Origin of the sequence: Ensifer sp. 2TAB8 (genome assembly GCF_052115125.1) — a bacterium.
In the GTDB taxonomy this organism is placed as follows: Bacteria; Pseudomonadota; Alphaproteobacteria; order Rhizobiales; family Rhizobiaceae; genus Ensifer.
In genome coordinates, this window is sequence record NZ_JBFRGB010000001.1 from 663,342 (window position 1) to 688,874 (window position 25,533).

The window sequence follows — 25,533 nt, forward strand, 5'->3', positions numbered from 1 at the left end:
CTTCACGAAGCACCTCGATCGGCGTTGATTTCCTGCAGGAGGTCAGCCTCGAACTCGGCGAGATCATCCTCGTATGGCAGGCCCTTCTGACGCTTCCAGCGCCAGGTGATGCCCTTCACGAGTAGCCGCTCGGCAAAGAGCGTCTTGTCGTCGTCTGCGCTGAGTGTGTCGCCGGGGCCTTCCGGGTCGTGCAGCACCCAGTTGCGCGACAGATATTCGAGCGTCGAACCGGGGCCGGCGGCGACCGGCGAGAACATGATTTGATTGTTCCGGATGAAGAAATAGCGCTGCGCCGACGGTATGCCGACGATCACCGCCCATTGAGAGGCGTTCGTGATCGGCCGGAAGAACTCGCCATCGGCGCCGCTGACCGCGCCGCCAGGTGAAAGGCGCTGGTAGTCTTCTGGCAGAGCGCTGGGCGACAGGATGGTGACGAACTGCTTCATCATCTGCTGCCAGTCGCCGCGGCGGGCAATTTCGTCACCGGCCTCCTGGGCGAGCGCAACCATCGTCTGCGCGTTCGAATCGTTCGAGCCGTAGACACTCGAAAACCGATCGAGCGAAACGACGTCGCAAACCTCGTTGATGGACGAAAGCAGCGTCATGGCGTCGGGCCTCCTACAACGACTTGGGCGTTGCCCCAGCGAGAGCGCTCGTCGCCAATCTTGAGACCGGAGAGCGCTTGCGCCTTCAGTTGCAGGGCTGCCCCTGCCTTATCCGCGTCTCGTTCCCAGATCGCGATTTCCTCGACGAGGGCATAGAGGTAGGCGTCGGGCGCCTTTTGGAGCAGCCAGTTCGACGGGTTCGCGCGGGTGAGCCCCGGAAGCTTGCCGTAATAGGTGATCGTCAAGTTGCCGTCGCCGAGGGGACGGACGTTGATCGTGCTGCCGACGACGGCATACCCGGCCGGAACTCCCGATCGGCCAGCATAGCTTTCAGTGAGCTGCTGCAGGGAGAGAGCGCGGATAGGTAGGCCGTTGGCGTTCTTGACCTCGCGCGCTTCGAGGAAATCCGTCGGCAGCGTGCCGGCGCCGTTCGTGACGGTGACGGTACCCACGACCTCCATCTCGGCGACGCGAAGGAAGCGACTAAGCTTCAACTCGGCAAGACCGACGAACCGCGGGAACAGGTGCGCGATATCGTTTCGGCCGCTGTACTCGCCAGCATCAACGAGCAGCGAGGCGTAATCGGCAATGGTGCTCATAGGGGAACCTTCCGGGCGCGCTCGGCGTCGGCAAACATGCGGGAGCGGTCAATGAGGCGAGAAATCTGCTCGTTCGCTTCCCGGTGGCCCTCGGGGTTTTCCTCGGCGCTCGGCCGGCTCGCCTCGATGGCCTTCACCTTGGATCTGATGCGGTCGTATTCGACGCTCATACCCGCCCGTCCTTCGTCCTGAATGCGCGATTGTCGCCGTCATTCAGCCAGCGCGAGATATAGCCGTCGTCGCTCTGCTGGATGGCGGGGGTAAGCTGCTCGTGAAAGATGTTGAGCGGGACCGACGCAACGCGATGCCAATCGCCTCGCCAGACCCGCTCTGCACTGTTGCGGACGGCGGCATTTTCGCTCACGAGGTTCGTCACCGGATAGTCGGTGCGGTAGACGTAGCGTGCGCCATCGTACATCCGCCAGACAGACCGGCCCGTTTTCGGGTCGTATGTGACCAGCTCGAAATCACCGTCCTTGATCGCCACTGGCTCAGTCCTTCTTGACGCGAGCCAGAGCGCCGCTCTCGATGCCTTCGAGGGCCACTTCGACCGGAACCTTGATGATAGTGCCGGCGCGGTGGCGCTCGCCTTCTTCGTCCCAGAAGTCGCGTTTGATCTCGACTTCGATCAGGTTTTCCTTCGGCTTGTCGGTCTGATTGTCCTGCGGCTTGTTGTCGGCCATGGTCGTCTTCTCCTGGTGAAAATGAAAAAGGCGGCCCGAAAGCCGCCTCTCTTGATCGTCTGTAGGTGCGCTGATCAGCTCGACGCGGTGAGGCCGAAGACGTCCGCGACGACGCCGTGAGCTGCCTCGTTGGTGACCTTGAGGCAGCCCTCGCCGATCAGGACGAACTTCTCAGCGTCACCCGTTTTCGCGACTTCCTTGTCTTCCTTGATGGAACGGAACCAGTTCCATGCCAGGTGGTCCGGGTCGAGCAGGAAGGCGTTACGCGCAACGCCGGCATCCGTCGCCTGCACGCGGTTCGGCACGATCGAGACCTTGCCGAACGGGCCTTCGTAGATGTCCGCCGTCGCGACGATGGTGTTCTTGCTCTTGCCGTCGGCCGCATAGCGGAACGATGCGACGTTGGTGTCCGACATGAAGGTGACGAACACGCTCTTGACGTAGGGCGAGACGACACCGTACCGGACGTTGCCGCCGGCATTGTAGGCCGCCTGCATCGTGCCATCGAGCAGAGCCTTCGTGAACGCGCGCTGCGTCCCGTTGGTCGCGGCAACAGTCAGACCGGAACCGGTGCTGAAACCGCCATTGGCGCCGGTGGCACCGCGGGAGACGTTGGTCGTCAGCCAGGACGGCAGACCACCGGAGACGCGGGCGGCACCGCCCACAGAAGCCACGTTGGAGACGAGCGAGTATTCGACGTCTTTGCGCAGTTCGACACCACGCATCAGCTTCTGATACTTGCGCTTTTCCGCCTGACCGGCGTTGTCGGCCTCTTCCTGAGAGCCCGAGATGATGCCGGTCTTACGCATGATCTGCGTATAGTTGCCGACACGAGCGGCCGGGGTGGACGCGCCGAAGGTGTATTCATCGCCTTCCGTCTGGGCGTTGGGGCCAGGAGGAGAAAGGGCGATGGTTTCCCATTCGTGGTGCGTGCCTTTGACGCTCGGATGGTCGATCATGGAATAGATCGGGGTGTCTTCCGGCGTGATGCGCGACACCACGTCGGAAAGCTGCTCGCGATTGCCCTTTGCGGCAGTCGACATGAAGGTGTTAGCCAATGCGGCCATGGTCGTGTTCCTTCGATTGAGGGGTTACTCGAAGTCGATCGACATTGCGTCCTTGATCGACCCGGATCTCGACAACCGCTGCATCGCTTCCTTGTTCTTCCGAACCTGCTGCTGGCCGGGTGCACCGCTCGGTCGTGCCTTCGGTGTTACCGGGGGAGCGTTGTTGACCTTCGTCAACGCCTTCCCCTTCGCCTGCTCTGCCTGCATCCCGATCCGGGCATAGTAGGCCAGCCCGAACAGCCGATGATCCGAGACGCCCTTCAGTTCCTGATCGGAGAAACCAAGCTCGCGCGCCGCCGAAAACGCATGATCGAAGAAAGCCTTTCGGCCGTCCTCTTTCGTCGTCTGCGGGAACACCTGGGCCAGCTTTTCGCTCTCGGCTTGAAGAGTCTCTTCGGTCGCCGACGATTGAAGCTCGCCGGCAACTGCCGTGGAGTCGTTCGCCAGGTTAATGATCTGGTCTATGTTTGCCAAACCGTCCTCATACGCGGCCCTCTGGCGCGTGTACTCGGCGGGGTTCTGGTACGCCAACTGACGCGGCGGCTCAGGTGGCAAACGTTCGGCCAGGTAGGAAGCGATACCCTTGACCGTGTTGGTCACGCGGGTTGTCATGTTCTCAAGAGCGCGGCCTTTGTTGGCGGTCTCCTGAGTTTTGTAACGGTAGTCGCGCTCCCGCATGTACCCGAGTTTCAGCTCGGACAACGGCACCTGTTCGCCACCCTTCAAAGTGACGAGCTGGCTGTCGGCTTCGTTGGCTGCCTCGCCATTCTCGGCATCGGCTGGCTCGTCGCCTTCGGCATTGTCTGCGGTCTCGCCGGCCTCTTGACCATCCTCGATGGTCTCATCCGTCTCGCCTTCGATCCCTTCCTCGCCTTGTTCCGAGTTGGCCGGCTCGTCGTCGTAGCCTGGCTCCCAGAAGTTCAGATTGTCCGGGTTGTCGAGTGTAGTCGAGGGATGCACGGTTTCGTTCCCAGCCGCGGCCGGGTTGACGCTCTCGCTCATGATGTTGTGCCTTTTGAGGTTTGGCCCGGGCCCTATGCCGGGGCGCCCTTCCCGTCAGCCTTGGCTTGATCCTCGGCGGCGAGGAACTTGAGCTTGCTACGGAAATTTCGAATGGCCCGCGCTTCGGCCGCAAAGGCGGCGCGGGTCTCGTCGTCGGTAACCGGGGCATTGATGCACCCGTTGATCGCGGCTGTTTCCAGATCGCCCAAGAGGAGATGGAAAAGCGGATTGGCGAGCATGTCGCGCGCTGCAGCTTGCTTCTCTTCCTGCTTCATCCTGGTTGCCCTCCGATCTGGGCTTGCGGGACGCGCTGACCGACAAACGCCTGTGCCAGCGCCTGTTGGCGCTTCAGCTCGATTTCCTGGTCGATCTGGTAGCGCTTGATTTCGCTGTCGGCCTGGATCTTCGCCATGTCGACTTGCGTCTGTGCGGCGAGCTTCTGGCGATCGGTCTCAGCGTCCAGCTTCGCCTTCTCCATGTCAGCCTGTGCCTGGATCTGCACCTTCTGCAACTCCGGATCGGGCTTGTTCGCCTCGGCTTCGAGGCGCTTGTCGATCTGGTCCTGATCAGGCTTCGTGAAATACAGGTCCGGAGACTTCAGGCCGGCCGCCTCGACCGTCTTCGCGATCGAGTTATAGAGGTTGTCGGGCGACACATAGGGGTTGTTGACCGGCCCCAGCGACGCGAGCAGCTTCTCCTGCAACTGCTGGACCATCTGTACCATCACCATGTCGCGTTCCCGCGTGCCGGCACCGAGACCGGTGTTGACCGTCGCATCCATGCCTGCATTCCAGTGCCTCGGGTCGAACGTCACCCACTTACCGCGCAGGCGAACCGTGCGCGGCTGATCCTGGTGCTTGATGGTCAGCTTCAGAAGGCCTTGGAATACGCGCTTCAGGCCCTGCGCGAAGGTCCGGACCATCAATTCGGTCTGACCGATGCCGGCGGCCTCGATCATCGACGAGGCTTTCGCTGTCATGTTCTGCAGGGCATCTGGAGCCATGCCGCTTGATGCGTCGGAAATGCCGGTACGATCGGTGGCTTCCTCGTCCAGATAGCCGAGCATCGCAAAGGATTTATCGGCGACCATCGGAACAGTGTTGTAACCGACGGCAGCGCCCACGGCGGTCCCTTGGCTCACGCGGATCGGCTGGCCGAACTTCGGGTTCAGCACTGCCTCGGGGTTCTCGATAGTGCCTTCCTGCACAATCGGCTGAAGGTTGTTCTGCCAGTACAGGTTATCGAGCGTCTGGCGGAGCAACACGGTCTTGATGCGCTGGATTTCGGCCATGTCGTCGGTGACCGAGTTGCCTTCTCGCTGATGCGGCCGGCGTTCCGTGATCAGATCAGCGAACGGCGTTTCATCCCACTCCTCATTTTCGAGGAGGTTTTTCTCAGCGGTACCGCCCGCAAAGACCATGCGACGCAACTCGGCGATTCCGTCGTCGTCGGCGTCGATCCGAACATAAAGCTCGTAGTAATCGACCTCCTGGGCGGCCTTGTCTGCCTGATCGTCAGAGTTGGCAACGTCGCGGCGCCGAGCCGATTCCTCGGTGTCTTTGTCGTTGTCGCGGGTTGAGGCCGGCAATTCGTCGATCACCGCACGGTCGTATCCCATCGCGACGAGGTCGGACCGACGCATCTTCATCTTGATGCCAGTGCAAAGGCTATCCTCAATCGACATCGCGTCGGGATGGATGAGGAATTCTTCGAGCGGCACCGCGGCGAGCTTCGTGCAGCCGTAGACGGACGTTTTTCGGATCTTGACGTTGTAGAACGTGACAGGAACAGGGCCCTGCGGCGTGTCGACCTGCTCCTCGTACTGCTCCTGCTCCAAAACATCGACGTCATCATCGGCGACGAGTTGCACCAGCGCTGCCTGATCGAGCCCCGTATGGCTAGACACCTGCACCTGACGCTTCTTGTCGTACCACCAGCGGATGACACCGTTGCGCAGCTTCAGCGCATCGTGAGCGGCATCCTGCACGGCGTCATAGCCGTTGCTCTCCGGAAAGACGATGTAGTTGATGTAGTCGGTCGCCTGCTCGGCACCGGCCTCATCGCCCTGGTTGACGGGCTCGTACTCAACGACCTTGTCATTGCCGAGGATGGTCCGGATGAGCGACGGCAGGACCTTCTTGATGGCAGACCGCACGTCGCGCGAAACGACTTTCGACCGATTGGCATCGGCAGGAACGTCCGTCATCACGCCATCATAGTACTCCATCGCCTTAACGCGGTCCGCTGATAGCTGGTCGCGAAAGTCTTCGCAGTCTTTGACCAGTTGCGTCACCTGGGAGGTGATCTGTTCTTCCGTCAGTGCACGCATCAGGCGAACATCCCATGGTTAGGACAACGGCCATGGTTCGGATGGTAGCCACAACTGACCTCAGCCGACTTTCTGACTGCTGCGGCTTCGTTGACGTCATCGAAGTAGCCAAGTGACCGACGGCGCCCGTTTCTGTCTCTGATGGCCGCGTTCCACTTCTTCGTGCGCTTATGCCAGGAGACGCCAACGAACCCGGAGGTATTGCGCTTCGGACGGGCGGCGTTCCTCATGTTCTGAGACCGGTTCACGGCACGCATATTGTCGGCGCGGTTGTCGCTCCGCTCACCGCTGATGTGGTCGACGTCACCACCAGGCATAGAGCCGTGGTACAGAACCCAAGCGATCAGGTGAGCCTTGTAGACATCGCCATCGAGCGTGACCACGAGATATCCAGTGTCTGAAAGGTGACCGGCGGGCTCACCAGCAAAGCGCGAATTCCACATGCGCCAGGTTCGAACGCTCGGGAAGTCTTCAATCGGCCGCACCTTCCAGGTCAGCACCCCTGTGACAGGGCAATAATCGAACAGCGCCGCGAGACGATCCCGCGCCGGGTAGCTTTTTCGGTGCATGAGATATTCCTTGCCTACACGACCTTGCGATCGGTGAACTTCCAAGCCGCGGCGTCAGCCTTGACCTTCGCGAACCGCTTCATCATCAGCGCGTAACGAGACGCCGAAATCACGTCGTCGCGCTCTTTCACGATTTTCCCGTCTTTCCGGTGGTAGAGCCGGAACTCTTCGAAGAACTCGCCGCAGGTGGAAAACACCTTGAAGCGGCCCGTCTGCATCCGCTGCAGCATGTCAGAAATGCCAGCCTCAACGCCGTTCGTGCCGTCGTCGAAGGTGGCGCGCTCCGGCAGCATCTTGAGACCCTGGGCTCGATACTGGACAGCCAATTGCTCCCCGCTGCCCTTGTCATGCTGCAAACCATCGTGCGGCCACGACCACGGCAGCCAGTCCCCCCAAGGCTTCAGCGCCGCGGCGTGAATGATCGGTGTCGTCTCGCGCTCTCGATAGACCTTCGTGACATAGAACACGTCTGCATCGCGGTCCCACGCGCAGCCGGTGGCGCCGAACGGATGATCCCACCCGAAATCGAGACCGCCGATCTGTACCCAGTGCTTCGGGATCTCGAACGGCGCGACGGTGATGCTCTCCTCCGAGACCGGGAAGATGCGACCAGAGCCGAGCGACGGGACACCCTTCGTTCGCGCATCACGTTCATGAGCCGGGTAGCTCGCGATGATCTTTGCGCGCTCTTCCGGTGTGTAGTGATCCGCGTCCTCGATCGTCATAGTGACGACGATGCGGTCTTCCGAGTGCTCCAGAATGTACCGGGCGACAACCGTGCTCATGCCCTTGAGAGGCGTGAACGTGACAGCGATCGACCCGCCTGTCGCGTTGGTTCTCGTTATACCTTCGAAATAAACGTCTTCCGGGGGCTCTTCATCGAACCAGACGTAGTCAACCGTATTGGCCTGCCACTTACCACGACCCTGCTCATATGCCTTGAAGAGCAGGATTGAGACGCCGCCCGAGACATGCCGAACCGTGACGCTATCCAATGCGCCAGAGACACCAGAACGCCGGGTGGTCTCGATAATCGCGGCCTTCGGTATATACCCAGTGCCCCAGTCCTCTTCATTCATCGGAGGGCCGACGAGAAGGCGTTGAACGCCATCCCTGGTCAGCTCATACGATTCAGAGCCGGCGAGCATGATGATCGGACGCTCAAACCTGCGACCAGTCCACCAATCAGGATATTGACCGGTGAGGTGCATCGAGGCTTCAGCAGCGCCAGAGAGCGTCTTGCCAAGCTGGTTACCCGCCATGAACAGGCGTTCCCGATACTGCTTCCCGGCTTCGTGGAATGCGACCTGCTTCGAATACGGCTTGTAGGCCGAAAGCAGATTAGTGCGCCGTCTCCTGTCCAACTCCGCCAACAGCTTCGCCTGCTCCTTGAGCATCGAGGAAAGGTCTGATTGCTGAGTCGAGTTGCCGGATGCGCTGGATAAGCTGGTCATCCGTTAAATCGTCCATTTGGTTGATGTTGACGTTCAGATCCTTCGGGAGGATCGAGGCAACGACCTTGAGGTATTGGTCAGGTTTCTCTTTTCGCACGCGCTCGATGACATCCGAGCCGTGCTCTTCGAAGTCGGCGTGCATGGCCTCGATAAACGCCTCGCCGAGCTTGTTGCGCGCGCCCTTCGGTCTGCCTGGATTGCCTGGCTTGAACTGGTGCTCAACGGGAGGGATGGGCTTGCCCGTTTTCTCCCCGTTATTTCGGGCGTCGTCTGTCACTCGCTCTTGCCTCGTGGGTTTCCTTGCGGGACTAATGGGAAGCTTCAATCAAGGGAGGCAATATGACGTTCGTGGCAACCGCCTTCTATGGCGCCATCGATTTGTTCGCTGCTGGCGTGGCCGCATATTTCGCTGATCCATCCGACCGCTTCTTCGTCTTTCTTTTCGTCGTCGGAGTTTTGTGGATCATACCCCTCGCACTGAACTTATGGGGGCTGATCAAATTCTGGCTGGGCTACAACGTATTTCTGAAAGAGAAACTGACGCGGGTTTATCTCGCCCAGTTTCACAAACATCGATTTCCATCGGCGGCACCATATTTCGATGCGATGCACTTTTTAAGCGGTGTGATGGATGACAACGAGATTGATCAATCAACCAAGCTAAAAGCCGCTTACATGACTGGGGAGTTGTCCACCCTCAAAACGCAATCGCCATTCTCGCTCGGGATTGCCGCAACGCTTGCATTCGAGGAGGCGATGTCGCGGTACAAAGTCTCGCACTCCTGAATTGCCGCCGTAACTCATGCTCGCCGTAAGATCGGAGCACGACGGTGCGTGTTCCTTGCCTCCAGAACCGGTTGCCACGGGGCGGCCATGATGTCACCTGTGAAATGGAAAACCGCTACTCGCGGCTATGCCCTTGACTCCCGAGTTGCAGGCAACTCGCCTGCTCGCTTTAGCAGCCGGGAGGACGCGATGGGGATGTTCGAAGACATTCGGAAATGGCTAAAGGAAATTCCGATCTGGCAGGAGCTAGAGAAGGTGCCATCTAAGCTGGAGGCCCTCGAAGGACGAGTGAGTGCTCTTGAGGAGCGGCTAAAAACCCGCCCCGGAGAGACCTGCAACAAATGTGGAGAACACACGATGCGGCTAAAAGAATCGGGCCGCGTCATGGGGACTTTTGGGAATCGTGAGCGGCTCGATACTTGGTCATGCACGAACTGCGGCCACGTCGAAAGTAGGGCAGTACGCTTTGGCAAGTGACCTGATCCGGTCACCCAACAACAACAGGAACAACCTCCCGCGCGCTCCGCTTGTCATTCCTTCAGCTATTTGTTTAGCTGATGCGAAAGCACAATCTGCGGGAGAATCACCTTGAAGCCTCATGTGCGCGCATCCGTGGCAGCAATCGCTCTAAGCCACGCAACAGGTCGACCGGTAAAATCGGTGTACTCCTATTCGGGAGAAGGCCATATGAGCATTTCAGCGAACGTCGATGGCGAGAACGCTAAGGCATTCGACTACACGACTAACAGCAGCATCCAAGGCAGAATGGACAGGCTCTTTCATTACGGTGAGTCTGCGGCAATCATGCTCAAACCAAATGGAAAAGGTTCCTATCGAGGTCATGATTACGGCACTAGTAGTGCCTTCACCGTCAGGGTTAACCGCAGGCAGATCGTCGTCTACGACTACGGCGAGGGAGCCTACTTCACCTACACAGGGTGAAGGGCTATTTTCACAAAAATTTTTGGCAAAGTAAAACCGAGGCGGGGAGTGCGAAATCTCCCCTAAGCCCCGTGGGTCACTCTAAGGCGCCCAGCAGAAACAGGCTGCAAATCGCTAAAGCCAAACTAAGCTACTCGCCTGATACTTTCAAGGCCGATTTCCACTTCGCGCACAGATCCTAACATCTCAACAAAAGCTTTGATCGCGCGCCGACCTACTACATTCGTTACTGCAGCGTAATGACCTACAAGTGGCCCTTCCTTAACTTGGACCGTATCACCAGCCCTCAGGCGGCGCACGGGCGGCCGGAGAACATCGAAATCGCCACGTTCCTGTGCGTCGCGGATTTCTTCCACGATGCTCCCCGCGACGGGTACGGGGGTCCCGCCAACATCGGCTAGCACAGAGAGCACGCAACGCATGTCGCGTAGCGTACCGAAGTCTGAGATGCGCAGATACGCAAAGATGTAGCCCGTGAAGAGCGGACACTCTTTCATCAACCACTTCTTCGATTTGAAGTGCCTAGTCTCACGTCGCATCATTGGGCAGTACATCGTAATACCGTTAGCCTCGAATTCGAGCGGGGCCTTCCGCTGTTCCCCTACCCGCGTCCTTACAACGTACCAATGACCCATGCGAAGCGCTCCTATTGATGAGGTGTGAGAATAGCAAACTACTGAATCCATTGCACTATCCTCCCACAATCAGTCGGTATTGTGCCGTCAGATAATCCAACGGTTCGTCACGCTCAGTCACGTCCTGCCCTGTGACGTCGCATGACGTAACGTTACTGCCGCGGGACTGTAATGTGGCGCTCGCCATCCCCGCGTTAGACAGAGCGTCCGCACGCTCATTGCCGACAATGCCGGCGTGCCCTTTGCACCACCGGATCATGATTTGATCGACGCCAGAAAGCGCCGCATCGATCGACTTCCAAAGCTCGACGTTTTTCAGCTCTTCGTTCCCCGGCTTCTTCCAACCGCGCTTCTTCCAGTTATGCATCCACTCGTTGGCGCCTTTCACAGCGTACTGAGAATCGCACCAAAGGGTTGCCGGAGCCTGCAGAGCCTTGGCCGCCTCGATGCCCTTCAGGAGCCCCATCAGCTCCATTCGGTTGTTCGTGGTCTCTGCGTCGCCGCCATGATCGGAAGCCACCTCCAAGCCGTCCCTGTAGACCGCCACGCCCCAGCCGCCAGGACCGGGATTTGGCTCGCACGCGCCATCCGCGAAGATATGCAGCCCCATCGCAAATATGGCGTCATCTATCTCGTAACGAGTTGCGCTTTTGGACTTTCGTGAAAACCGCTTCTTGAACTTCACGGAACCTCTCCTTCGATGGAGTCCAGATCGATTTTGGACAATGTTCGGCCTGATGAAGGCACATCGGCGAACATTTCGTCTGAGATGCGGAAGTTCGCTTTGTGATGGCCCGCGTAAGAAATCGAATCCAAGAAGATCCAAGATCCTTTGCGCCTGAAGCTAAGGTGATCGAACGGGGAGTCATCGGCGCTCGCCCATCGCTCCATCAGCGCGAGGTTGTTTTCGTGCAAGAACACTCTCGCATCCGACACGGTGTCTAGAAGGTCACTTACCATTTTGATCACCGACACGCCCCGGTGCCCGACATTGAGCAATTCATCCAACGCCTCGCTATCTTCGCTACCGGTATTCCATTCGGGCAATCCGGCTTCGATATCCTTCAATATTCTCTGCGCCTCCCGCAGCTTTGATGTCAGTCGCCCCCTCTCGAGGAAGCGCAGCCCGACGACCGTTCCCAAGGCAACCGTTTCTGCAATTCTCCGACCCCGGTTATCGGTGAGGCCAGTATCGACGTAGGTCGAGACCTTGCCTTCGCTGTGGGTGAGTTCACCAAGGATTAAGCCGGCAAATCCGTCAGCGTCTTTCTCGATCGCGACCTTGCCCGCATCGATGGCACGAACCATGGGCTCCAACTTTTGGAGCAGGCCTGTTAAGGCCGGAACTCTCGACCGCAGGTCGTGCCACACCCTTTTGTATTTCATGGCACGGCGTTCGCGCCTGAAGTACTTTTCAGCACGTACGTAGTCCTCGCCGATGTGCTTTTTCGCACATTCATGACCGATGAAAAGAACGGTCCTTTCGTGCGGGAACCATGCCATACGCCCGACCTTGAACTTTGGGTTGTTCGGCTGGCACAGCGGACAAGGCACCAGCGACTGATCTTCGCGGCGCGTAGTTGGAACCCGAAGTTCACCGGAAAGCAGTCGGACGTCCGACAGATTGAACGGCCGCACTGTGGAGACGCGATCAAACAGTTCCGGGTAGCCTGTCGAATTCAAGTGCTCATTCCAGCCGCTTACGAATTCTTCGCTCGGCTGCTGCTCAAATACCGGGAAATAGCGTTCTGCTGCTGCTGCATCTGTCATGGTTGACCCCGAGTAAGATTGCCCCCTGATGAAAGAGGGGGAGAGGAGGACAGAGGAGAGAGAGTGTTATGTTTCTTATTGGGGTACATTTTCGTACCCCTTTGCCAGACGGTAGATAGGTGGATCTTTTGGGCCATTCCCGCCGCGATGAATGCACTCGATCAGCTTGCGTTTGACCAGAACGTCGCGAGCGGATTTGAACCGAGGCAGCGTCCATCCGAGCGTTTCGGCGAATACCTTGGCGAGCGCGAAGTCTCTTCCAAAATGATGACGGCGGAGGATGCTCAGCAGCGCGAAGGCATGAGGATCGCTTGAAGCCAGGTCATCTACGACCGCAGTTTCCACGACTACGCGTGCGCCATGCCCGAACCAGTTCTTGCCCTGGCTCTCATAAGACATGACGGAAGCGATGACCCGAAGCACCTCCGCATCGGGGAGAGGTTCATAGAACTGCGTTCGATTGTAGCTCACGGCAATCTCCATCAGATCCTCAAGCCTGGCGCACCCGCGGACTGCCCGCATGCAATGCCGCCAGAGGCTGTCGTTCCGTTTCCCGGCCCCGGCAAGGTTGTTCACTATCCCCTCGGCGCCCGGTTCTACTGGCGATGGAGGCGGTGCATTGTCCTGCCCTCCGATCATGCGTGGCAGGCGGTCAAGGTCATCGAGGCTGCCCTGGATGATCTCGTACCGCCCCCTGCTGCCGCGTGACGGAGGGGCGACGACGTAGCCATCCCCAAGGATATCGATTGGCCGCCCCGGATCGGGACGCACCCGCCGTTTTTCTCCGTTGTGCCGATACCAGGCCTGGAAATTTCCGGATCCGCTACGGACGATGAACGGCGTGTGACCGTGACGGCTCAAGCCATCGGCTAGAACTCTCTCATCTGGAGTGTCGACATCGAGGACGGTAATTTTGTTTCGCCGACAAGCGAGGCCAATAGCCTCGTGCCCGGGAAACTTCATGGTAAGCTGGCTGCTCACTTTAGAGCCCAGCTTGAGGTACCCGCTGACGGCAGGGCGTTTGTCCTTGCCGTCGATGATGACGGGGAAGGTCGCTATCCCGTGAGCTGCGTACTGCGGTTGCCATTCCGCAAAAGCCCCCATCAGATAGCGGCCCTCCGGTCGGAACGGTACGCCTGTGCCAGCTTGCATGCCTCACATGCCTGCAAAGCTTTCAAGCCGAACATACCCCTCAGAACGTCGACGACGTGCGAGGGCGCGGGGTCCTGTTTGGAGAGCCACCTTGCGGCAGCCCTCACCTTCTCTTCCGGGACAACTCCGATCATGCGGCGCACCCCTTTTCATCCAAGATGACCAACTCTGAACGGAGGTGGTATCTGGCATGGGAGCCAGGGAAAGGCCCTGCATGGGACTCGTGAACGGTCTCGATGGCGATTCCGTACCCGCGCAGCTTAAAAATGTAGTGGGAAACCCTCGGAGCAGGATTGTTGATGCTGGTGCAGCCGGCCTTACCCGACGTCATCAACTCCTTGAGCATCCACGCGTCTCGGCCGACAACAGTGATCGGGAGACCGAGGGGTGCGCCTTTGTCCATGATCTGGACGCGCATCGTGTACTGTGCTTTACCTGCATTCGTCATCGGCGGTCCTTATCGCTGGTGATGGAGGGGCCGTTAAAAACGGCTTTGAATCGGGCAGTAGGGGTGCGGTCGCCAAACTCAGCCCCTGCTGCTTTCTTCGTGTCGGTGATGTTCATGCCGACACCTTTGCGCGTTCGCGCTCCCACGCAGCCAAGTCGTTTTCATTGAAGAACTTGCGACGATTGATCACCATTGGCTTGGGAAAGTTTAGCTTCGGGTCGCGAAGCCAACGATAAAGCGTCATTCCACAGATTTTGTAACGCTCGGCCACCTGCGGGCCTGTGAGGTATTCCGTGCGCGCGGCGCCGAACGAGCGCGCCGCATGTTCCGTTTTCATTCGCAATCTCCATTGTGATTTGCACTAGCGAATAATTACACGACTCTACTCAAGCGCACAACAGACGACAATACTATTGCCCGCTATTCACAAGCCGGATATGCATGGGGGCGTTAAAGGAAGGGAGCTATGGCCAAAGACACGAAGACCAGCAAAAGCGAAACGCTCACGATCCGATTGGATCCGAAGACGCGTTTCGTCTTGGACTACATGTCTCGGCTAAAGGGGCAGACAATCACGACCGTGGTTGAGCGAGCTATTGTGGCAGCGGCCTCAAACACGCCGATTCCCCGAGGAGAATACGACGGGGATATTGTCTGGCAGGATATTTGGGACGTGAGCGAAGGTGTTAGAGCGCTCACAATGGCGAAGATACCGGAAATGTATCCAACCTACGAGGAAGAGCGCCGGCTCGCCTTTGCAAGGGAACATTGGCCTTTCTTCTATGCCAGTGACAAGAAGGAAAAGCTTCTGAACTACTACGTGGATGTTCTCTGGCCACGAATTGACCAGTTTGTTCAACTCCACGACGACCGGAAGCATGAGGACTATTTCGCTGCCGGAGAGGCTATGCAGGCCGCTCTTCGCACAGCGCGACTTGAGGCCCCCGACTGGCCTATACCGAAAAAGTCGGAAAAACTAAGCAGAGACATGGACGACGACATCCCGTTCTAGCATTGAGCGGTAGGCGTTTTGTCAGACACAATCTGCTGAACGTGATCAGCCCACGCAACAAGGGCCTGTCGCTTCTCATCCAAGTATTCATAGCGGTTGTAGATCTTTGCCACGCCTTTAATGCTGCCGCTCTTGTGGTTTACCACCGCCTCGACCACGTGGACAGGAAAGCCAAGCCGCGCCATTCCGCTCGCTGCGGTTCGGCGAAGGTCATGGAACGTCCATGGCTCCAACTTAACCGCTTCCGGAACTACGCCACGCTCTTCCGCTTGCTTTTTGGCGAGCACCATCATCTCTGCATCAATGATCTTTTTTGCCCTGGAGAAGCCGCTCACTGGGGTTTCTCCGGTCGTCGATAGTAAGAATTGTTTCCCCACTTTCGGCAGCCCATCAATAATCTGCAACATCAGCGCAGAGAGAGGAACCACATGTTCCTTCCCATTTTTCGTGCGTTCCTCGGGTATTACCCATTGCTGATCATTCCCCGCGAGAACAAATTCGACGCGTTCGGCATGCGCCACTTCATTGCGGCGTTGAGCGCTTAAGAGCAAAAGCTTCACAAGGGTGCCAAAAGGCCACCCGGCCTTGTCGCAGGCGAGCCAGAGCAGCCTAATCTCATCGTCCCGCAAGACTCGCTCACGGCTTGGGCCCTGCTTGGCCGTAGATCCTCTTGGGACGGGAGAAGCTTCCACGATGTCACGATCAACACACCAATTGAAAAACTTGCTCAGGATGGCACGAACGCGAGCCGCGGATTCCGGTGCCCCCCGATCGGCAATCTTGTCGAGCAGATCGACGACATCGCGTTTCGTAATGGTCTTGATGTCGCGGGTTTTCCAGACCGACCGGATTTCATTGTCAATGAAAGCGATGGTGTTTTTCTGGGTGCTTTCCCTGTTTTCTTTTTTGACATGTCGCTTGACGAAGTCGTCGAGGACGGCGGGAACTAGGTCCATCTCCGCTGGCCGTTGTGCCTCGCGTTCAGCCCTCTCGGCGGCAGGATCACGGCCGTCAGCCACAACGCGCAATGCTTCGCGTGCTTTCTCCCTGGCAACAGAGAGAGGGAACGTCGCATCCTCACCCAGCACAAACGGACCTATGGTCATCTTACGTGGTCGGCCACTATGCCGATAACGGACGGCCCAGCTCATGGACCCACTCGGCTGCACCACGAGATATAGGCCCGGAAGTCCTGCATCCGGTATCTCTGTCCTCACCACGTAGCCTTCGGCAGCCGCTGCTTTGCCAATCGACTCAAGTTTTTTCTGAGTGAGTACGGTCTTAGACATTTCGATTTCCGGGGTAACGCCTGGGTAACGCAGACGGGCGTCTGCTGCTGTCAGATGGTGTTATTAACACTACCCACATATCGCCACGCAAGCCCTGAAAATACTGGACTTCTACAGTTCCCCACTGTTGGTTCATGTCACACCGTGAAAGGGTCCATCACATCATTCGTAATGATGGGGTCACGTGTTCGAGTCACGTAAGCGGCACCATTCTTCTCCCGGAAATCAGTATTGAAATTGTCGGCTTGGCATCGTTCCAGCCTACTGTATCCCTGCCTGCTGGACGACACTGCAACGTCAGCCGCCCGCCGATTCTTCCCGGAACAGCACTATGCCGCGCGGATCGTCCACCCATATTTCGGGTCCGACACGGCTCCAGGCGCGTCCACGCCAGCCAACGTAATTTCCAGGCCTTGCGCACTCGGCAGTTGACGCCTTTGCGGAAACCATGACCGGCTTGGTTCGACGGCGATCAGCAGCCCCTCATCATTACCGATCGCGGCAAAACCGGACGAGGCCGGTCCGAGCGTTGCCATCCCGAACGCCCTGAGGGACTCGGCAACGAGGCTCCCGACATCTTCGGTCGGCAGCCCGACCTCGCTCAGGCAGGATAAATCAGCCCCGCTGAACGGTCGATCCCCTGCGGGGTCGGCCAGCCTGCGACGGCCGATCAACTCCAGCACCGAGCGATCGGGACCGTCGAAGTAGACAGACTTTGCCTGCCAATGTCCGTCAAGAACGAAGCACTCCCTGCCGTCCGGTTCCCGCTGGACAGGCGTACGCTCCTTCAGCCATTCCACTGCGGCATCAAACCGATCATAGGGCACATTGAAAGCCAGGTGCACGCCGCACGGCGCCTCTTCCGCCGCAGAGATCAGACGGATTTCGCTCCACCCCGCCTGGATGGAATTCCCGGTTACCGGCAGGTCCAGCACGCCACGAAAGAACGCGGCGCTCTTCAAGATATCCGATGCAGGGAGTGTCAGTTTATCTATGCGCATGAAATCCGATCCCCATCGAAGCGATTTGGCTGTATCGGACACCGTTTTACGACCCCAAGATAAGTTGAGGTCAAGACGCGCGTGACGCCAATTCACCACGGCCGACAGGGGACCTCGTCGATATGGGGACGCGAAGTTGAGACTGGGGAGGAGTTAAATTGGCAGGCATGCCGTGACGAAAGCCATCAAGCCGGCGCACCACAAAGGCGTGGCCCGGTCTGGGTGTCGTGATCGAGCCGATCCCGTTGGGCCAACCTCCGCAGTCTCCCTTCGGCAACTCAGCACGCATGCTAACGTTAGGTTACCAGTAGTCGACCGGTCACCTAACGCGCCAAGGTTCTGTCACCAGACACGGGTCCGCGGACGTCGCCGCAGACCCGCCTCCGCCCGGGAGAATCACTTCAGATTGCCGTCGCCGCTGCGATCCGCCGTTTTGAAGTCCGCCATCACCCGGTCCAGAAATTCGGCCCGGGTGATCTTGCCGTCGCTATTGGCATCGGTGGCGGCAAACTGCTGAGCAGTGAGCGCCTGTTTCGTCTCGTCGGGGGTAAGGTTACCGTCCTTGTTCTTGTCCAGGCTCGCAAAGGCCGTCGTCATGAAGGCCTCGTACTCGGACCGATCGACCGCACCGTCCTTATTGCGGTCGAGCGCATCCATCTGCCCCTGGCTCACCGTTGCAGCCTGCTGCGCGACAGCGAGACCAGCCGGGCAGAACACAAGGACACTCAAAAGAACGAGTTTTCTCATCCCTCAACCTTCCGTGATCAATAGTAACGGCACGTCAGCGCATTGCCGGCTGCAGCGCCGAGCGTGGCGCCACCGCCAACAGCCCAGAGCTGACCGGTGCCTGAGCCGATCGTCGAGCCGATCAGGCCGCCGACGATTGCGCCACCCACCGTTCCGGCGATGCAGCCGAATTCGTTGCCCGTCGGGCCGCTCTTCGACACGTAGGCGGATTGGCACCCGGACAAGGCTAGGGCGCCGGCAAGAATGATAGTTACGGTCTGCTTGCTCATTTTATCCTCCAATATGGCCGTCTGTTTAGAATAGAGATCGGGCGGAGGCGCCATTGAGTGGCGTCAGATGTAAATAAGCTTCCGAGTATGCTCCCAGGATAAGGGAGGCTCTTCTGTTCAATCAGAAGCAGCTCACGAATAAAACACAGAGTCCGGAGACAAAGACCCCAAACTTGCGGGGCGAATACTACCCTTAGCGACCGGCGATGACAATGTTCCACGTAGTATTAGCTTTTCCAACTGAAATAACCCTCACCCTCGTCGACCACGTGCGCCAAAGGACGGAAATCCCTGTCCCTAGATTTTTTTGGGTCTCCCGCGAATTATCATCGTTTGCGACAAGGCAAGCGGCAGCCTAGGTCTGGCTCGCCCCCGGGCACAGCTCCTTGCATTTACCTGAAGCTCGCCGAGCGACCTGTCGGACGAAAGGCACGCTCAACGGGAACCGATGCGGCTATCCGTCGCTGTTTGGGCCTGACGACCCATTTCCGGGCCCAGCCAGCGGCTCACTCGCCGCACAAGAAAGAAAAGATCGAGTGGATAGAATGACGATAACAAAATTAGGCCTTGCTACTACAATCCTCTTTTCGCTTGCCACGACCGCCTTCGCCGAGAACGACGAGCAGGCCCGGATTACTGCCGCCGTGGACAAGGCCATCGAGCCGATCATGCGCGAATACAAGGTGCCGGGCGTCGCGATCGCGGTCACCGTCAATGGCCGGAATTACTTCGCCAATTACGGCGTCGCGTCCAAGGAAACGAAAGCACCCGTCACCGAAAACACGCTGTTCGAACTGGGTTCGATCAGCAAGACCTTTGCCGGCACGCTCGCATCCTATGCGCAGGTGCTCGGCAAGCTGTCCCTCGAGGACCATCCGGGCAAGTACGTGCCAGGCCTTGGCGGCAGCGCGATCGACAAGGCGACCCTCCTCAATCTCGCCACCTATACTGCCGGCGGCCTGCCGCTGCAGTTCCCCGACGCGGTCAAGAGCGACGCCGACATGGTGGCTTACTTCCGTGATTGGAAGACCGCCGCCGAACCGGGGAAGAGGCGCCGTTACTCCAATCCGAGCATCGGCCTCTTCGGCCATGTCGCGGGCCTGGCGATGGGCAGCAGTTTCGCCACGGCGCTCGAGACCGTGCTGTTCCCGAAGCTCAACCTCAAGCACAGCTATGTCATCGTGCCGGCGCGCGCGATGAACGACTACGCCTGGGGCTACGGCAAGGCTGACAAGCCGATCCGGGTAAGCCCAGGCATGTTCGACGCGGAAGCGTACGGCGTCAAATCGTCAGCGGCAGACATGATCCGCTTCGTCGAGGCCAACATCAGGCCCGAACAGTTCGACGACACCGTTCGCCGCGCCATAGAAGGAACGCATGTCGGCTACTTCGACACCAAGAAAATGGTCCAGGGGCTCGGTTGGGAACAATATCCCTATCCGGTTTCGCTGGAGCGGGTGCTCGACGGCAACTCCCGTGCCATGGCACTCGAGGCCAACCCGGTTACGGCCTTGATCCCCCCGAAGCGTCCGGCGGGCGCGACGCTTTACAACAAGACCGGATCCACCAACGGCTTTGGCGGATACGTCGCCTTCGTGCCGCAAAAGAAGATCGGCGTCGTGTTGCTTGCCAACCGCAGCTTCCCGAATCCCGAGCGGATCAAGGCGGCACATGCGATCCTGGAAACGCTGGCTGCCGCGTCCGAATAGGCAGGCGGAGCCTTCGATAAAGACGACCCCCGTGTTGCGGCAGGCTCGCCACGAGGGAATCTGCGTTCATCAACAACTCTGTAGCGAAACTTCAATAAGCGCGCGCTTGCATATTAACGCCGAGTGTTGTCATCTTCGTTTCGCGAAAGCGCGATCAGATGCAGTCGAGTTCAGGCGTATGTGGGGATGCCGATGTTCGAGCGGGTGGGGTTTCAAAGTTCGTTGCGGCACAAATGCGCAGACAGGGGACGAATAGTGTTCGTGCTGGCGGCCTTGGCGCTGGTGTCCGGCTGCGGTGGCCATGCGAAAGGCGTGATGGCGCCCGTTGCACTCACAGCTCCGGTCCCGGGCGCATCCACAGTCGACATGCTGGTCGCCACGACGCGCGAACCCTCAGGTGACCCGGCAACGCTGTTTTCCGGCGAACGTGACGCCAATACCTTCCTGACCGACGTCGCAGTCTCGATCCCGCCGGACACGGCGCGCAAATCTGGCACCGTGCAGTGGCCGCGCAAGCTGCCCCCGGATCCCACCAAGGAATTCGCCGTCACCCGTGTGCGTCAGCTCCAGACACTCGATGAGGCCAAGTCCTGGTTCCTACAGCACGACGTCGAGGGCAATGCCTTCGTCTTCGTGCACGGATTCAACAACCGCTACGAGGATTCGGTCTACCGGCTCGCGCAGATCGTCCACGACTCGGACGTCAAGGCGACGCCCGTTCTCTTCACCTGGCCTTCGCGCGCCAATGTGTTCGACTACAACTACGACAAGGAAAGCACGAACTATTCGCGCACGGCGCTGGAAGATATCCTGAAGAAGCTCTCCGACGCGCCGAAGGTCAAGAGCATTACCATCCTTGCCCACTCGATGGGGACCTGGCTGACCATGGAGACGCTTCGGCAAATGGGCATCCGTGATGGCAACGTGCCCGCCAAGATCGAGAACGTCATCCTCGCGTCGCCCGACATCGACCTCGACGTCTTCGCCAAGCAGTTCGTCGAGATGGGCCACAAGCGGCCCAAATTCACGATCTTCGTTTCGCAGGACGACCGCGCGCTGGCGCTTTCCAGCTTCATTTCCGGCGACGTTTCCCGCCTCGGAGCGATCGATCCTTCTGCCGAGCCCTACCGCAGCCAGCTGGAACGGGCCGGCATCACCGCAATCGACCTGACCAAGGTCAAATCGGAGGATGGCCTCCACCACGGAAAATTCGCGGAAAGCCCGCAAATCGTCCAGCTCATTGGCACACGGTTGGCTACGGGCCAGACACTCACGGACTCCGACATCTCGGTTGGAACCGGCATTGCGGCAGTCGTTGCCGGCACGGCAAGAAACGTCGGCAATGTTGCTGCAGTCACCGTATCGGCGCCGGTATCGATGCTCGAAAACCCGATGCCGACCCCCAAGAAGAAGAAAGTCGTCGGCGAAACGCTGGCGACCGACGTGCCGACGCCGGTGAAGATCAAGTAAGCGGCCGCCGTTTTTGGCGGCAGCCTGCCGTCAACCCTCGTCACCGACGAAACGATAGCCGACGCCCGGCTCAGTGCGGATGATCTTCGGGTCGGCGGGGTCACGCTCGATCTTGCCGCGCAGCTGGCCGATGAAGACGCGCAGATAATGCAGGTCTTCGCCATGCGCGACGCCCCAGACTGAGGTCAGCAGCGTCTTGTGGGTAACGACGCGGCCGGCGTGATGGGCGAGCATGACCAGGAGGTCATATTCCTTCGGCGTCAGCCGCACCGGTTCGCCGTCCTTGGTCACCACCCGCTTGATCGTGTCGATCGACACGCCATCGGCGGAAAGCTGGGTCTGGCCGCCTTCCATCTGCACGCGATGGCGAAGGGCAGCTCGAATGCGGGCGGTCAGCTCGCCGATGCCGAAGGGTTTTTCGATGTAATCATCGGCGCCGAGGTCAAGCGCCGCGATCTTCTCGCTTTCGCGGTCGCGGGCCGAAAGGATGATGATCGGCACCTGCGACCAGCCGCGCAGATTGGCGATGACTTCCTTGCCGTCCATATCGGGCAGGCCGAGATCGAGGATGACGACATCCGGAGCCGTCGTCGCAGCTGCTTTCAGCGCCTCGGCGCCGGTCATGGCCTCCCGAACATCGTAGCCGGCGGCGCTGAGGGCCGGTTTCAGAAAACGCTGGATTTGGGGTTCGTCGTCGACAACGAGGATACGCTCCACGCTCATGCACGGTCCTTTTCGGATATTTCAGGCTTGGCGGCGGGAAAGCGCATGGAAATGCGCGTGCCGCGGCGGCGAAGCGCCGGGCTTTCCGCCTTGATCTGGCCGCCCATTGCCTCGACGAAACCCTTGGCGATCGAAAGCCCGAGGCCCGTACCTGGCGTGCGGCCATCCGCCTTGCCGCGGCGGAAAAACTTTTCGAAGACCTGTTCGAGATCCTTAGGCGCGATGCCCTTGCCGAGATCGGTCACCGACAGCACGATCTCTTTGCCGTCCGAGCGGGCATAGATGCTGATCGGCTCGTCGCCGCCATACTTGTTGGCATTGTCGAGCAGGTTGAAGAGCACCTGCCCGAGAAGCACGCTGTCGCCGCGCATCAGGGGCAGATCGGGCGCGATGCTGGTTTCGATCTCGCGGTCAGGGAAATACTTGCGGGCACGATCGACGGCAGCTCGAACCGCGTCGGCGACATCGACCCAATCGCGCTTGGCGTTGACAGTACCCGCCTCGATGCGGGTCATGTCGAGCAGGTTGGCGACGAAACGGGTCAGTCGCCCACCTTCTTCCTCGATCGACTTCAACAGATCGTCGCGGCTTTCCGGCGGCATGCGGTCGCCAAGTTGGCGCAAGCTGGTGACGGCCCCTGTGATGGTGGCAAGCGGCGTCCGAAGGTCATGGGATATCGACGACAGGAGGGCCGCGCGAAAGCGCTCGCCCTCGAGTTTTGCCGCCTGATCCAGGCTTTCGCGCGACAAGCGCGCCCGGTCGACGGCAATCGCCGTCTGGTCGAGGATCGCGGCCAGCGCGCGCTCCTCGTTGATCTCTAGCGGCTTGTCGGCCTGGATGAAACCACAGACGCCGACAACGCCGTGCGGGCTCGTCAGCGGGCGGAAGTGGAAGGGGCTGTTCGGTAGCGTGCCGGTTCCGTTGCCGGCCGGCTCCTGCTTGTCCATTGCCCAGCGCGCCGCCATGATATCGGTGACGTCGAGCTCCGTATCCGGTGGCCAGGCAGCCTTCAGCTGCAGATCGCCCTCCTCGGGCAACAGCAGCGCCGAGCTGCGCTTCAACGTCGACTGCATCTGCGTCACGGCCGCCCAGAGCACGTCATCGGCCTTGGCCGTACCGGAAAGCTTGCGGGAGAAATCATAGAGCGCCTGGGTTGCAGCAGCGCGCCGGCGAGCCGTCTTTGCCTGTTCGCGAACCCGCGATGCCAGGCTGCCGGCAAGGGCGGCGGCAGCAAGGAAGATGACGAGCGCGAAGACCTCGTGCGGCTCGGCAATTGTGAAAGTGCCGGTCGGCCGAATGAAGAAGAAATTGTAGGCGAGCACCGAAAACAGCGCCGCCGCGATCGCCGCGACGTGGCCTGCATAGGTCGCAGAAGCCAGCACGGCGAGCAGATAGAGCAGCGAGATGTTGGGCAGAACGACGAAACGGCCGAGCAGCAGACCAATCGCAGTTGCCGCCCCCACCGACCCGGCGGCGATGCCGATGGCGCGTCCGAGCCCCGGCGGCAGGGACCTTTTGACGGTGGATCGCCGCTTGGCCGGCACCGTTTCGCGATCGGTGACGAGGTGGATGCCGACACCGGACACCCGCTCCGCCAGAGCATCGGGAAGCGGCTGGCGAAACAACCGCATCGGGAGGGACTGACGGCGGGCGCCGATGACGATCTGCGTTGCGTGTTCGCGACGCGCAAGCTTCAGGATTTCCTCGACGAAATCGTTGCCGATGATGCGGCGCGTCTCAGCGCCCAGCTGTTCGGCGAGGCGAAAGGTCTCGTCGAGGCGGCGGACGTCCTCGCCATCACCACTCTCTCGGTCGGCGCGCTCGATGAACACGACGATCCAGGGAGCATTCAAGCCCTCGGCCAGCCGGCTTGCGGTGCGCACCACCTTTTCGGAGAGTGGATCGGAACCGATGCAGACCAGCAGACGCTCGCCACTCGCCCAGATCCCTTCGATCGCATTCTGCTTGAGATAGTCGACCATCTGGTCGTCAACGCGGTCGGCGGTGCGCCGAAGCGCGAGTTCGCGCAGGGCCGTCAGGTTGCCGAGGCGGAAGAAGCGGTCGACCGCGCGCTTGGCGCTGTCGGGCAGATAGACCTTGCCCTCCTTCAACCGCTCGATCAGCTCAGCCGGCGGCAGATCGACAAGCAGCACGTCGTCAGCGCGCTTCAACACCGTGTCCGGCACCCGTTCGCGCACCGGCACACCGGCGATCTGCGCGACGATATCGGAGAGGCTTTCGAGGTGCTGGATGTTCAGCGCGGTCCAGACATCGATGCCCGCGGCGATCAGTTCCTCGATATCCTGGTAACGCTTCGGGTGCCGGCTTTCAGCCGAATTGCTGTGGGCAAGCTCGTCGACGACGATGATCTTGGGTCGCCGGGCAAGGGCCGCATCGAGATCGAATTCGGAAAGCACACGGCCGCGATGGTTCACATCGCGGCGCGGCAGGATTTCCAGACCCTCGACCAGCGCGGCGGTTTCGCCGCGTCCGTGGGTTTCGACCAGCCCGATGACGATATCGACGCCGTCTTCCTTCAGTCGGCGTGCCCGCATCAACATCGCATAGGTCTTGCCGACACCGGGGGCGGCGCCGAGGAAAACGGTCAGTTTTCCCCGACGGTCCTGTGCAGCGAGCGCCAGCAGGGCGTCTGGGTCGGGGCGACTTTTGGCGTCGCGTTCACTGTCGGGCATTCATTGTCTCAGGTTTGAGGCGCATCAAGAGCCAGGTTCAGTTCTAGCACATTGACGCGCGGCTCGCCTACGATCCCGAAGAGGCGGCCTTCCGTTGCCTTGTCGACCATGGCGGCGATATCCGCCTCGGCGAGGCCGCGCGCCTTGGCGACGCGAGCGACCTGCGCATCGGCGTAAGCCGGCGTGATATGCGGGTCGAGGCCGGAGCCGGATGTCGTCACCGCATCCGCGGGGATTTCGCCGGCGAGGCCTGCGGACTTCAGCCGCTCGACGTCGGCGGCGACGCGGTCCTTCAGCTTGACCGAGGTGGTCCCGAGATTGGAGCCGCTCGACGCACCGGCATTATAGGCCTCCGGGCCGGTCGCGGATGGGCGCGGCCAGAAGTATTTGTCGGACGTGAAGTTCTGGCCGATCAGCGCGGAGCCGATCAGGGTGCCGTCCTTCCTGACGAGGCTGCCATTTGCCTGAGCGGGCATCAACACCTGCGCGGCGCCGGTGATGGCGAAGGGATAGGCAAGCCCGGTGATGGCGGTCAGAAGCACGATCATCACGATGGCGGGGCGAAGTTGGTTCAGCATG

At 59.8% G+C, this 25,533-nt stretch carries 30 protein-coding genes; 5 read left to right on the top strand and 25 right to left on the bottom strand.

Annotated features, from left to right (window positions below):
- Positions 1-2: 2 nt before the first annotated feature.
- The 12 genes from AB4Z53_RS03290 to AB4Z53_RS03345 form a co-directional block, all read right to left on the bottom strand.
- On the bottom strand, positions 3-605 hold the full coding sequence (locus tag AB4Z53_RS03290) for a phage adaptor protein (RefSeq protein ID WP_441594656.1): 603 nt from the start codon (positions 603-605) through the stop codon (positions 3-5).
- Positions 602-1,204, bottom strand: coding sequence for a phage adaptor protein (locus tag AB4Z53_RS03295; protein ID WP_441594658.1), 603 nt, complete (start codon positions 1,202-1,204; stop codon positions 602-604). The genes AB4Z53_RS03290 and AB4Z53_RS03295 overlap by 4 nt, the downstream gene beginning before the upstream one ends.
- A complete protein-coding gene (locus AB4Z53_RS03300) occupies positions 1,201-1,374 on the bottom strand; it encodes a hypothetical protein (protein WP_441594660.1) in 174 nt (57 codons plus the stop codon). The genes AB4Z53_RS03295 and AB4Z53_RS03300 overlap by 4 nt, the downstream gene beginning before the upstream one ends.
- Positions 1,371-1,691, bottom strand: coding sequence for a hypothetical protein (locus AB4Z53_RS03305; RefSeq protein ID WP_441594662.1), 321 nt, complete (start codon positions 1,689-1,691; stop codon positions 1,371-1,373). The genes AB4Z53_RS03300 and AB4Z53_RS03305 overlap by 4 nt, the downstream gene beginning before the upstream one ends.
- Before the next feature lie 4 nt (positions 1,692-1,695).
- Positions 1,696-1,887, bottom strand: coding sequence for a hypothetical protein (locus AB4Z53_RS03310; protein WP_441594664.1), 192 nt, complete (start codon positions 1,885-1,887; stop codon positions 1,696-1,698).
- Positions 1,888-1,961: 74 nt separating this feature from the next.
- On the bottom strand, positions 1,962-2,954 hold the full coding sequence (locus AB4Z53_RS03315) for a DUF5309 domain-containing protein (protein ID WP_441594666.1): 993 nt from the start codon (positions 2,952-2,954) through the stop codon (positions 1,962-1,964).
- A 24-nt stretch (positions 2,955-2,978) separates the two neighbouring features.
- Entirely contained in the window at positions 2,979-3,956 is a 978-nt protein-coding gene (locus AB4Z53_RS03320; protein WP_441594668.1) for a hypothetical protein, read from the bottom strand.
- 32 nt (positions 3,957-3,988) lie between these two features.
- A complete protein-coding gene (locus AB4Z53_RS03325; RefSeq protein ID WP_441594670.1) occupies positions 3,989-4,231 on the bottom strand; it encodes a hypothetical protein in 243 nt (80 codons plus the stop codon).
- Entirely contained in the window at positions 4,228-6,285 is a 2,058-nt protein-coding gene (locus AB4Z53_RS03330) for a portal protein (RefSeq protein WP_441594672.1), read from the bottom strand. The genes AB4Z53_RS03325 and AB4Z53_RS03330 overlap by 4 nt, the downstream gene beginning before the upstream one ends.
- The gene (locus tag AB4Z53_RS03335) at positions 6,285-6,854 is read right to left on the bottom strand and encodes an HNH endonuclease signature motif containing protein (RefSeq protein WP_441594674.1); all 570 of its coding nucleotides are present in this window, start codon (positions 6,852-6,854) and stop codon (positions 6,285-6,287) included. The genes AB4Z53_RS03330 and AB4Z53_RS03335 overlap by 1 nt, the downstream gene beginning before the upstream one ends.
- 14 nt (positions 6,855-6,868) lie before the next feature.
- Complete coding sequence (locus AB4Z53_RS03340; RefSeq protein ID WP_441594676.1) at positions 6,869-8,308, bottom strand: terminase large subunit domain-containing protein; 1,440 nt, start codon at positions 8,306-8,308, stop codon at positions 6,869-6,871.
- Positions 8,196-8,585: a hypothetical protein gene (locus AB4Z53_RS03345; protein ID WP_441594678.1), complete on the bottom strand. Its 390-nt coding sequence runs from the start codon at positions 8,583-8,585 to the stop codon at positions 8,196-8,198. The genes AB4Z53_RS03340 and AB4Z53_RS03345 overlap by 113 nt, the downstream gene beginning before the upstream one ends.
- 62 nt (positions 8,586-8,647) lie before the next feature.
- Between AB4Z53_RS03345 and AB4Z53_RS03350 the strand changes: the two genes are divergently transcribed.
- Together AB4Z53_RS03350 and AB4Z53_RS03355 are read left to right on the top strand one after the other, a co-directional pair.
- A complete protein-coding gene (locus AB4Z53_RS03350) occupies positions 8,648-9,094 on the top strand; it encodes a hypothetical protein (protein ID WP_441594680.1) in 447 nt (148 codons plus the stop codon).
- A gap of 687 nt (positions 9,095-9,781) precedes the next feature.
- Positions 9,782-10,036 carry a hypothetical protein gene (locus AB4Z53_RS03355; protein ID WP_441594682.1) on the top strand — a complete coding sequence of 85 codons (255 nt, stop codon included), beginning with the start codon at positions 9,782-9,784 and terminating at the stop codon, positions 10,034-10,036.
- A gap of 125 nt (positions 10,037-10,161) precedes the next feature.
- Here AB4Z53_RS03355 and nusG read toward each other — a convergent pair whose 3' ends face one another.
- From nusG to AB4Z53_RS03385, 6 genes are all read right to left on the bottom strand, one after another.
- Positions 10,162-10,722, bottom strand: a complete 561-nt coding sequence (gene nusG, locus AB4Z53_RS03360) for a transcription termination/antitermination protein NusG (RefSeq protein WP_441594684.1) — start codon at positions 10,720-10,722, stop codon at positions 10,162-10,164.
- A 4-nt stretch (positions 10,723-10,726) separates the two neighbouring features.
- Positions 10,727-11,356 (bottom strand): ribonuclease H family protein, encoded by a 630-nt coding sequence (locus AB4Z53_RS03365; RefSeq protein ID WP_441594686.1) that lies wholly within the window; start codon positions 11,354-11,356, stop codon positions 10,727-10,729.
- A complete protein-coding gene (locus AB4Z53_RS03370) occupies positions 11,353-12,441 on the bottom strand; it encodes a hypothetical protein (RefSeq protein WP_441594688.1) in 1,089 nt (362 codons plus the stop codon). The genes AB4Z53_RS03365 and AB4Z53_RS03370 overlap by 4 nt, the downstream gene beginning before the upstream one ends.
- Before the next feature lie 75 nt (positions 12,442-12,516).
- On the bottom strand, positions 12,517-13,593 hold the full coding sequence (locus tag AB4Z53_RS03375; RefSeq protein ID WP_441594689.1) for a bifunctional DNA primase/polymerase: 1,077 nt from the start codon (positions 13,591-13,593) through the stop codon (positions 12,517-12,519).
- Between the two features lie 130 nt (positions 13,594-13,723).
- Positions 13,724-14,041 carry a winged helix domain-containing protein gene (locus AB4Z53_RS03380; protein ID WP_441594691.1) on the bottom strand — a complete coding sequence of 106 codons (318 nt, stop codon included), beginning with the start codon at positions 14,039-14,041 and terminating at the stop codon, positions 13,724-13,726.
- Positions 14,042-14,153: 112 nt separating this feature from the next.
- Positions 14,154-14,378: a helix-turn-helix transcriptional regulator gene (locus AB4Z53_RS03385; protein WP_441594693.1), complete on the bottom strand. Its 225-nt coding sequence runs from the start codon at positions 14,376-14,378 to the stop codon at positions 14,154-14,156.
- Between the two features lie 129 nt (positions 14,379-14,507).
- On the opposite strand from AB4Z53_RS03385, the gene AB4Z53_RS03390 reads away from it, so the two are divergent.
- Positions 14,508-15,053 (top strand): hypothetical protein, encoded by a 546-nt coding sequence (locus tag AB4Z53_RS03390; protein ID WP_441594695.1) that lies wholly within the window; start codon positions 14,508-14,510, stop codon positions 15,051-15,053.
- On the opposite strand, the gene AB4Z53_RS03395 is transcribed toward AB4Z53_RS03390, so the two are convergent.
- The 4 genes from AB4Z53_RS03395 to AB4Z53_RS03410 form a co-directional block, all read right to left on the bottom strand.
- Positions 15,050-16,342, bottom strand: a complete 1,293-nt coding sequence (locus AB4Z53_RS03395) for a tyrosine-type recombinase/integrase (RefSeq protein WP_441594697.1) — start codon at positions 16,340-16,342, stop codon at positions 15,050-15,052. The genes AB4Z53_RS03390 and AB4Z53_RS03395 overlap by 4 nt on opposite strands.
- 329 nt (positions 16,343-16,671) lie before the next feature.
- Positions 16,672-17,343, bottom strand: a complete 672-nt coding sequence (locus AB4Z53_RS03400) for a VOC family protein (protein ID WP_441594699.1) — start codon at positions 17,341-17,343, stop codon at positions 16,672-16,674.
- Between the two features lie 396 nt (positions 17,344-17,739).
- Positions 17,740-18,090 (bottom strand): EF-hand domain-containing protein, encoded by a 351-nt coding sequence (locus AB4Z53_RS03405; RefSeq protein ID WP_113536544.1) that lies wholly within the window; start codon positions 18,088-18,090, stop codon positions 17,740-17,742.
- Between the two features lie 17 nt (positions 18,091-18,107).
- Positions 18,108-18,359, bottom strand: coding sequence for a glycine zipper 2TM domain-containing protein (locus tag AB4Z53_RS03410; RefSeq protein WP_057248089.1), 252 nt, complete (start codon positions 18,357-18,359; stop codon positions 18,108-18,110).
- Positions 18,360-18,904: 545 nt separating this feature from the next.
- Between AB4Z53_RS03410 and ampC the strand changes: the two genes are divergently transcribed.
- Together ampC and AB4Z53_RS03420 are read left to right on the top strand one after the other, a co-directional pair.
- Complete coding sequence (gene ampC, locus AB4Z53_RS03415; protein ID WP_441594701.1) at positions 18,905-20,068, top strand: class C beta-lactamase; 1,164 nt, start codon at positions 18,905-18,907, stop codon at positions 20,066-20,068.
- 192 nt (positions 20,069-20,260) lie between these two features.
- Complete coding sequence (locus AB4Z53_RS03420) at positions 20,261-21,538, top strand: alpha/beta hydrolase (RefSeq protein WP_441594703.1); 1,278 nt, start codon at positions 20,261-20,263, stop codon at positions 21,536-21,538.
- 30 nt (positions 21,539-21,568) lie between these two features.
- Here the strand turns inward: AB4Z53_RS03420 and AB4Z53_RS03425 are convergent, their stop codons facing one another.
- Genes AB4Z53_RS03425 through kdpC form a run of 3 tightly spaced genes read right to left on the bottom strand, consistent with a single transcriptional unit; the run spans position 21,569 to position 25,532 of the window.
- Positions 21,569-22,261, bottom strand: coding sequence for a response regulator (locus tag AB4Z53_RS03425; RefSeq protein WP_223726331.1), 693 nt, complete (start codon positions 22,259-22,261; stop codon positions 21,569-21,571).
- On the bottom strand, positions 22,258-24,954 hold the full coding sequence (locus tag AB4Z53_RS03430; RefSeq protein ID WP_441594705.1) for a DUF4118 domain-containing protein: 2,697 nt from the start codon (positions 24,952-24,954) through the stop codon (positions 22,258-22,260). The genes AB4Z53_RS03425 and AB4Z53_RS03430 overlap by 4 nt, the downstream gene beginning before the upstream one ends.
- Before the next feature lie 8 nt (positions 24,955-24,962).
- A complete protein-coding gene (gene kdpC, locus AB4Z53_RS03435; protein WP_441594707.1) occupies positions 24,963-25,532 on the bottom strand; it encodes a potassium-transporting ATPase subunit KdpC in 570 nt (189 codons plus the stop codon).
- Position 25,533 lies beyond the last annotated feature (1 nt).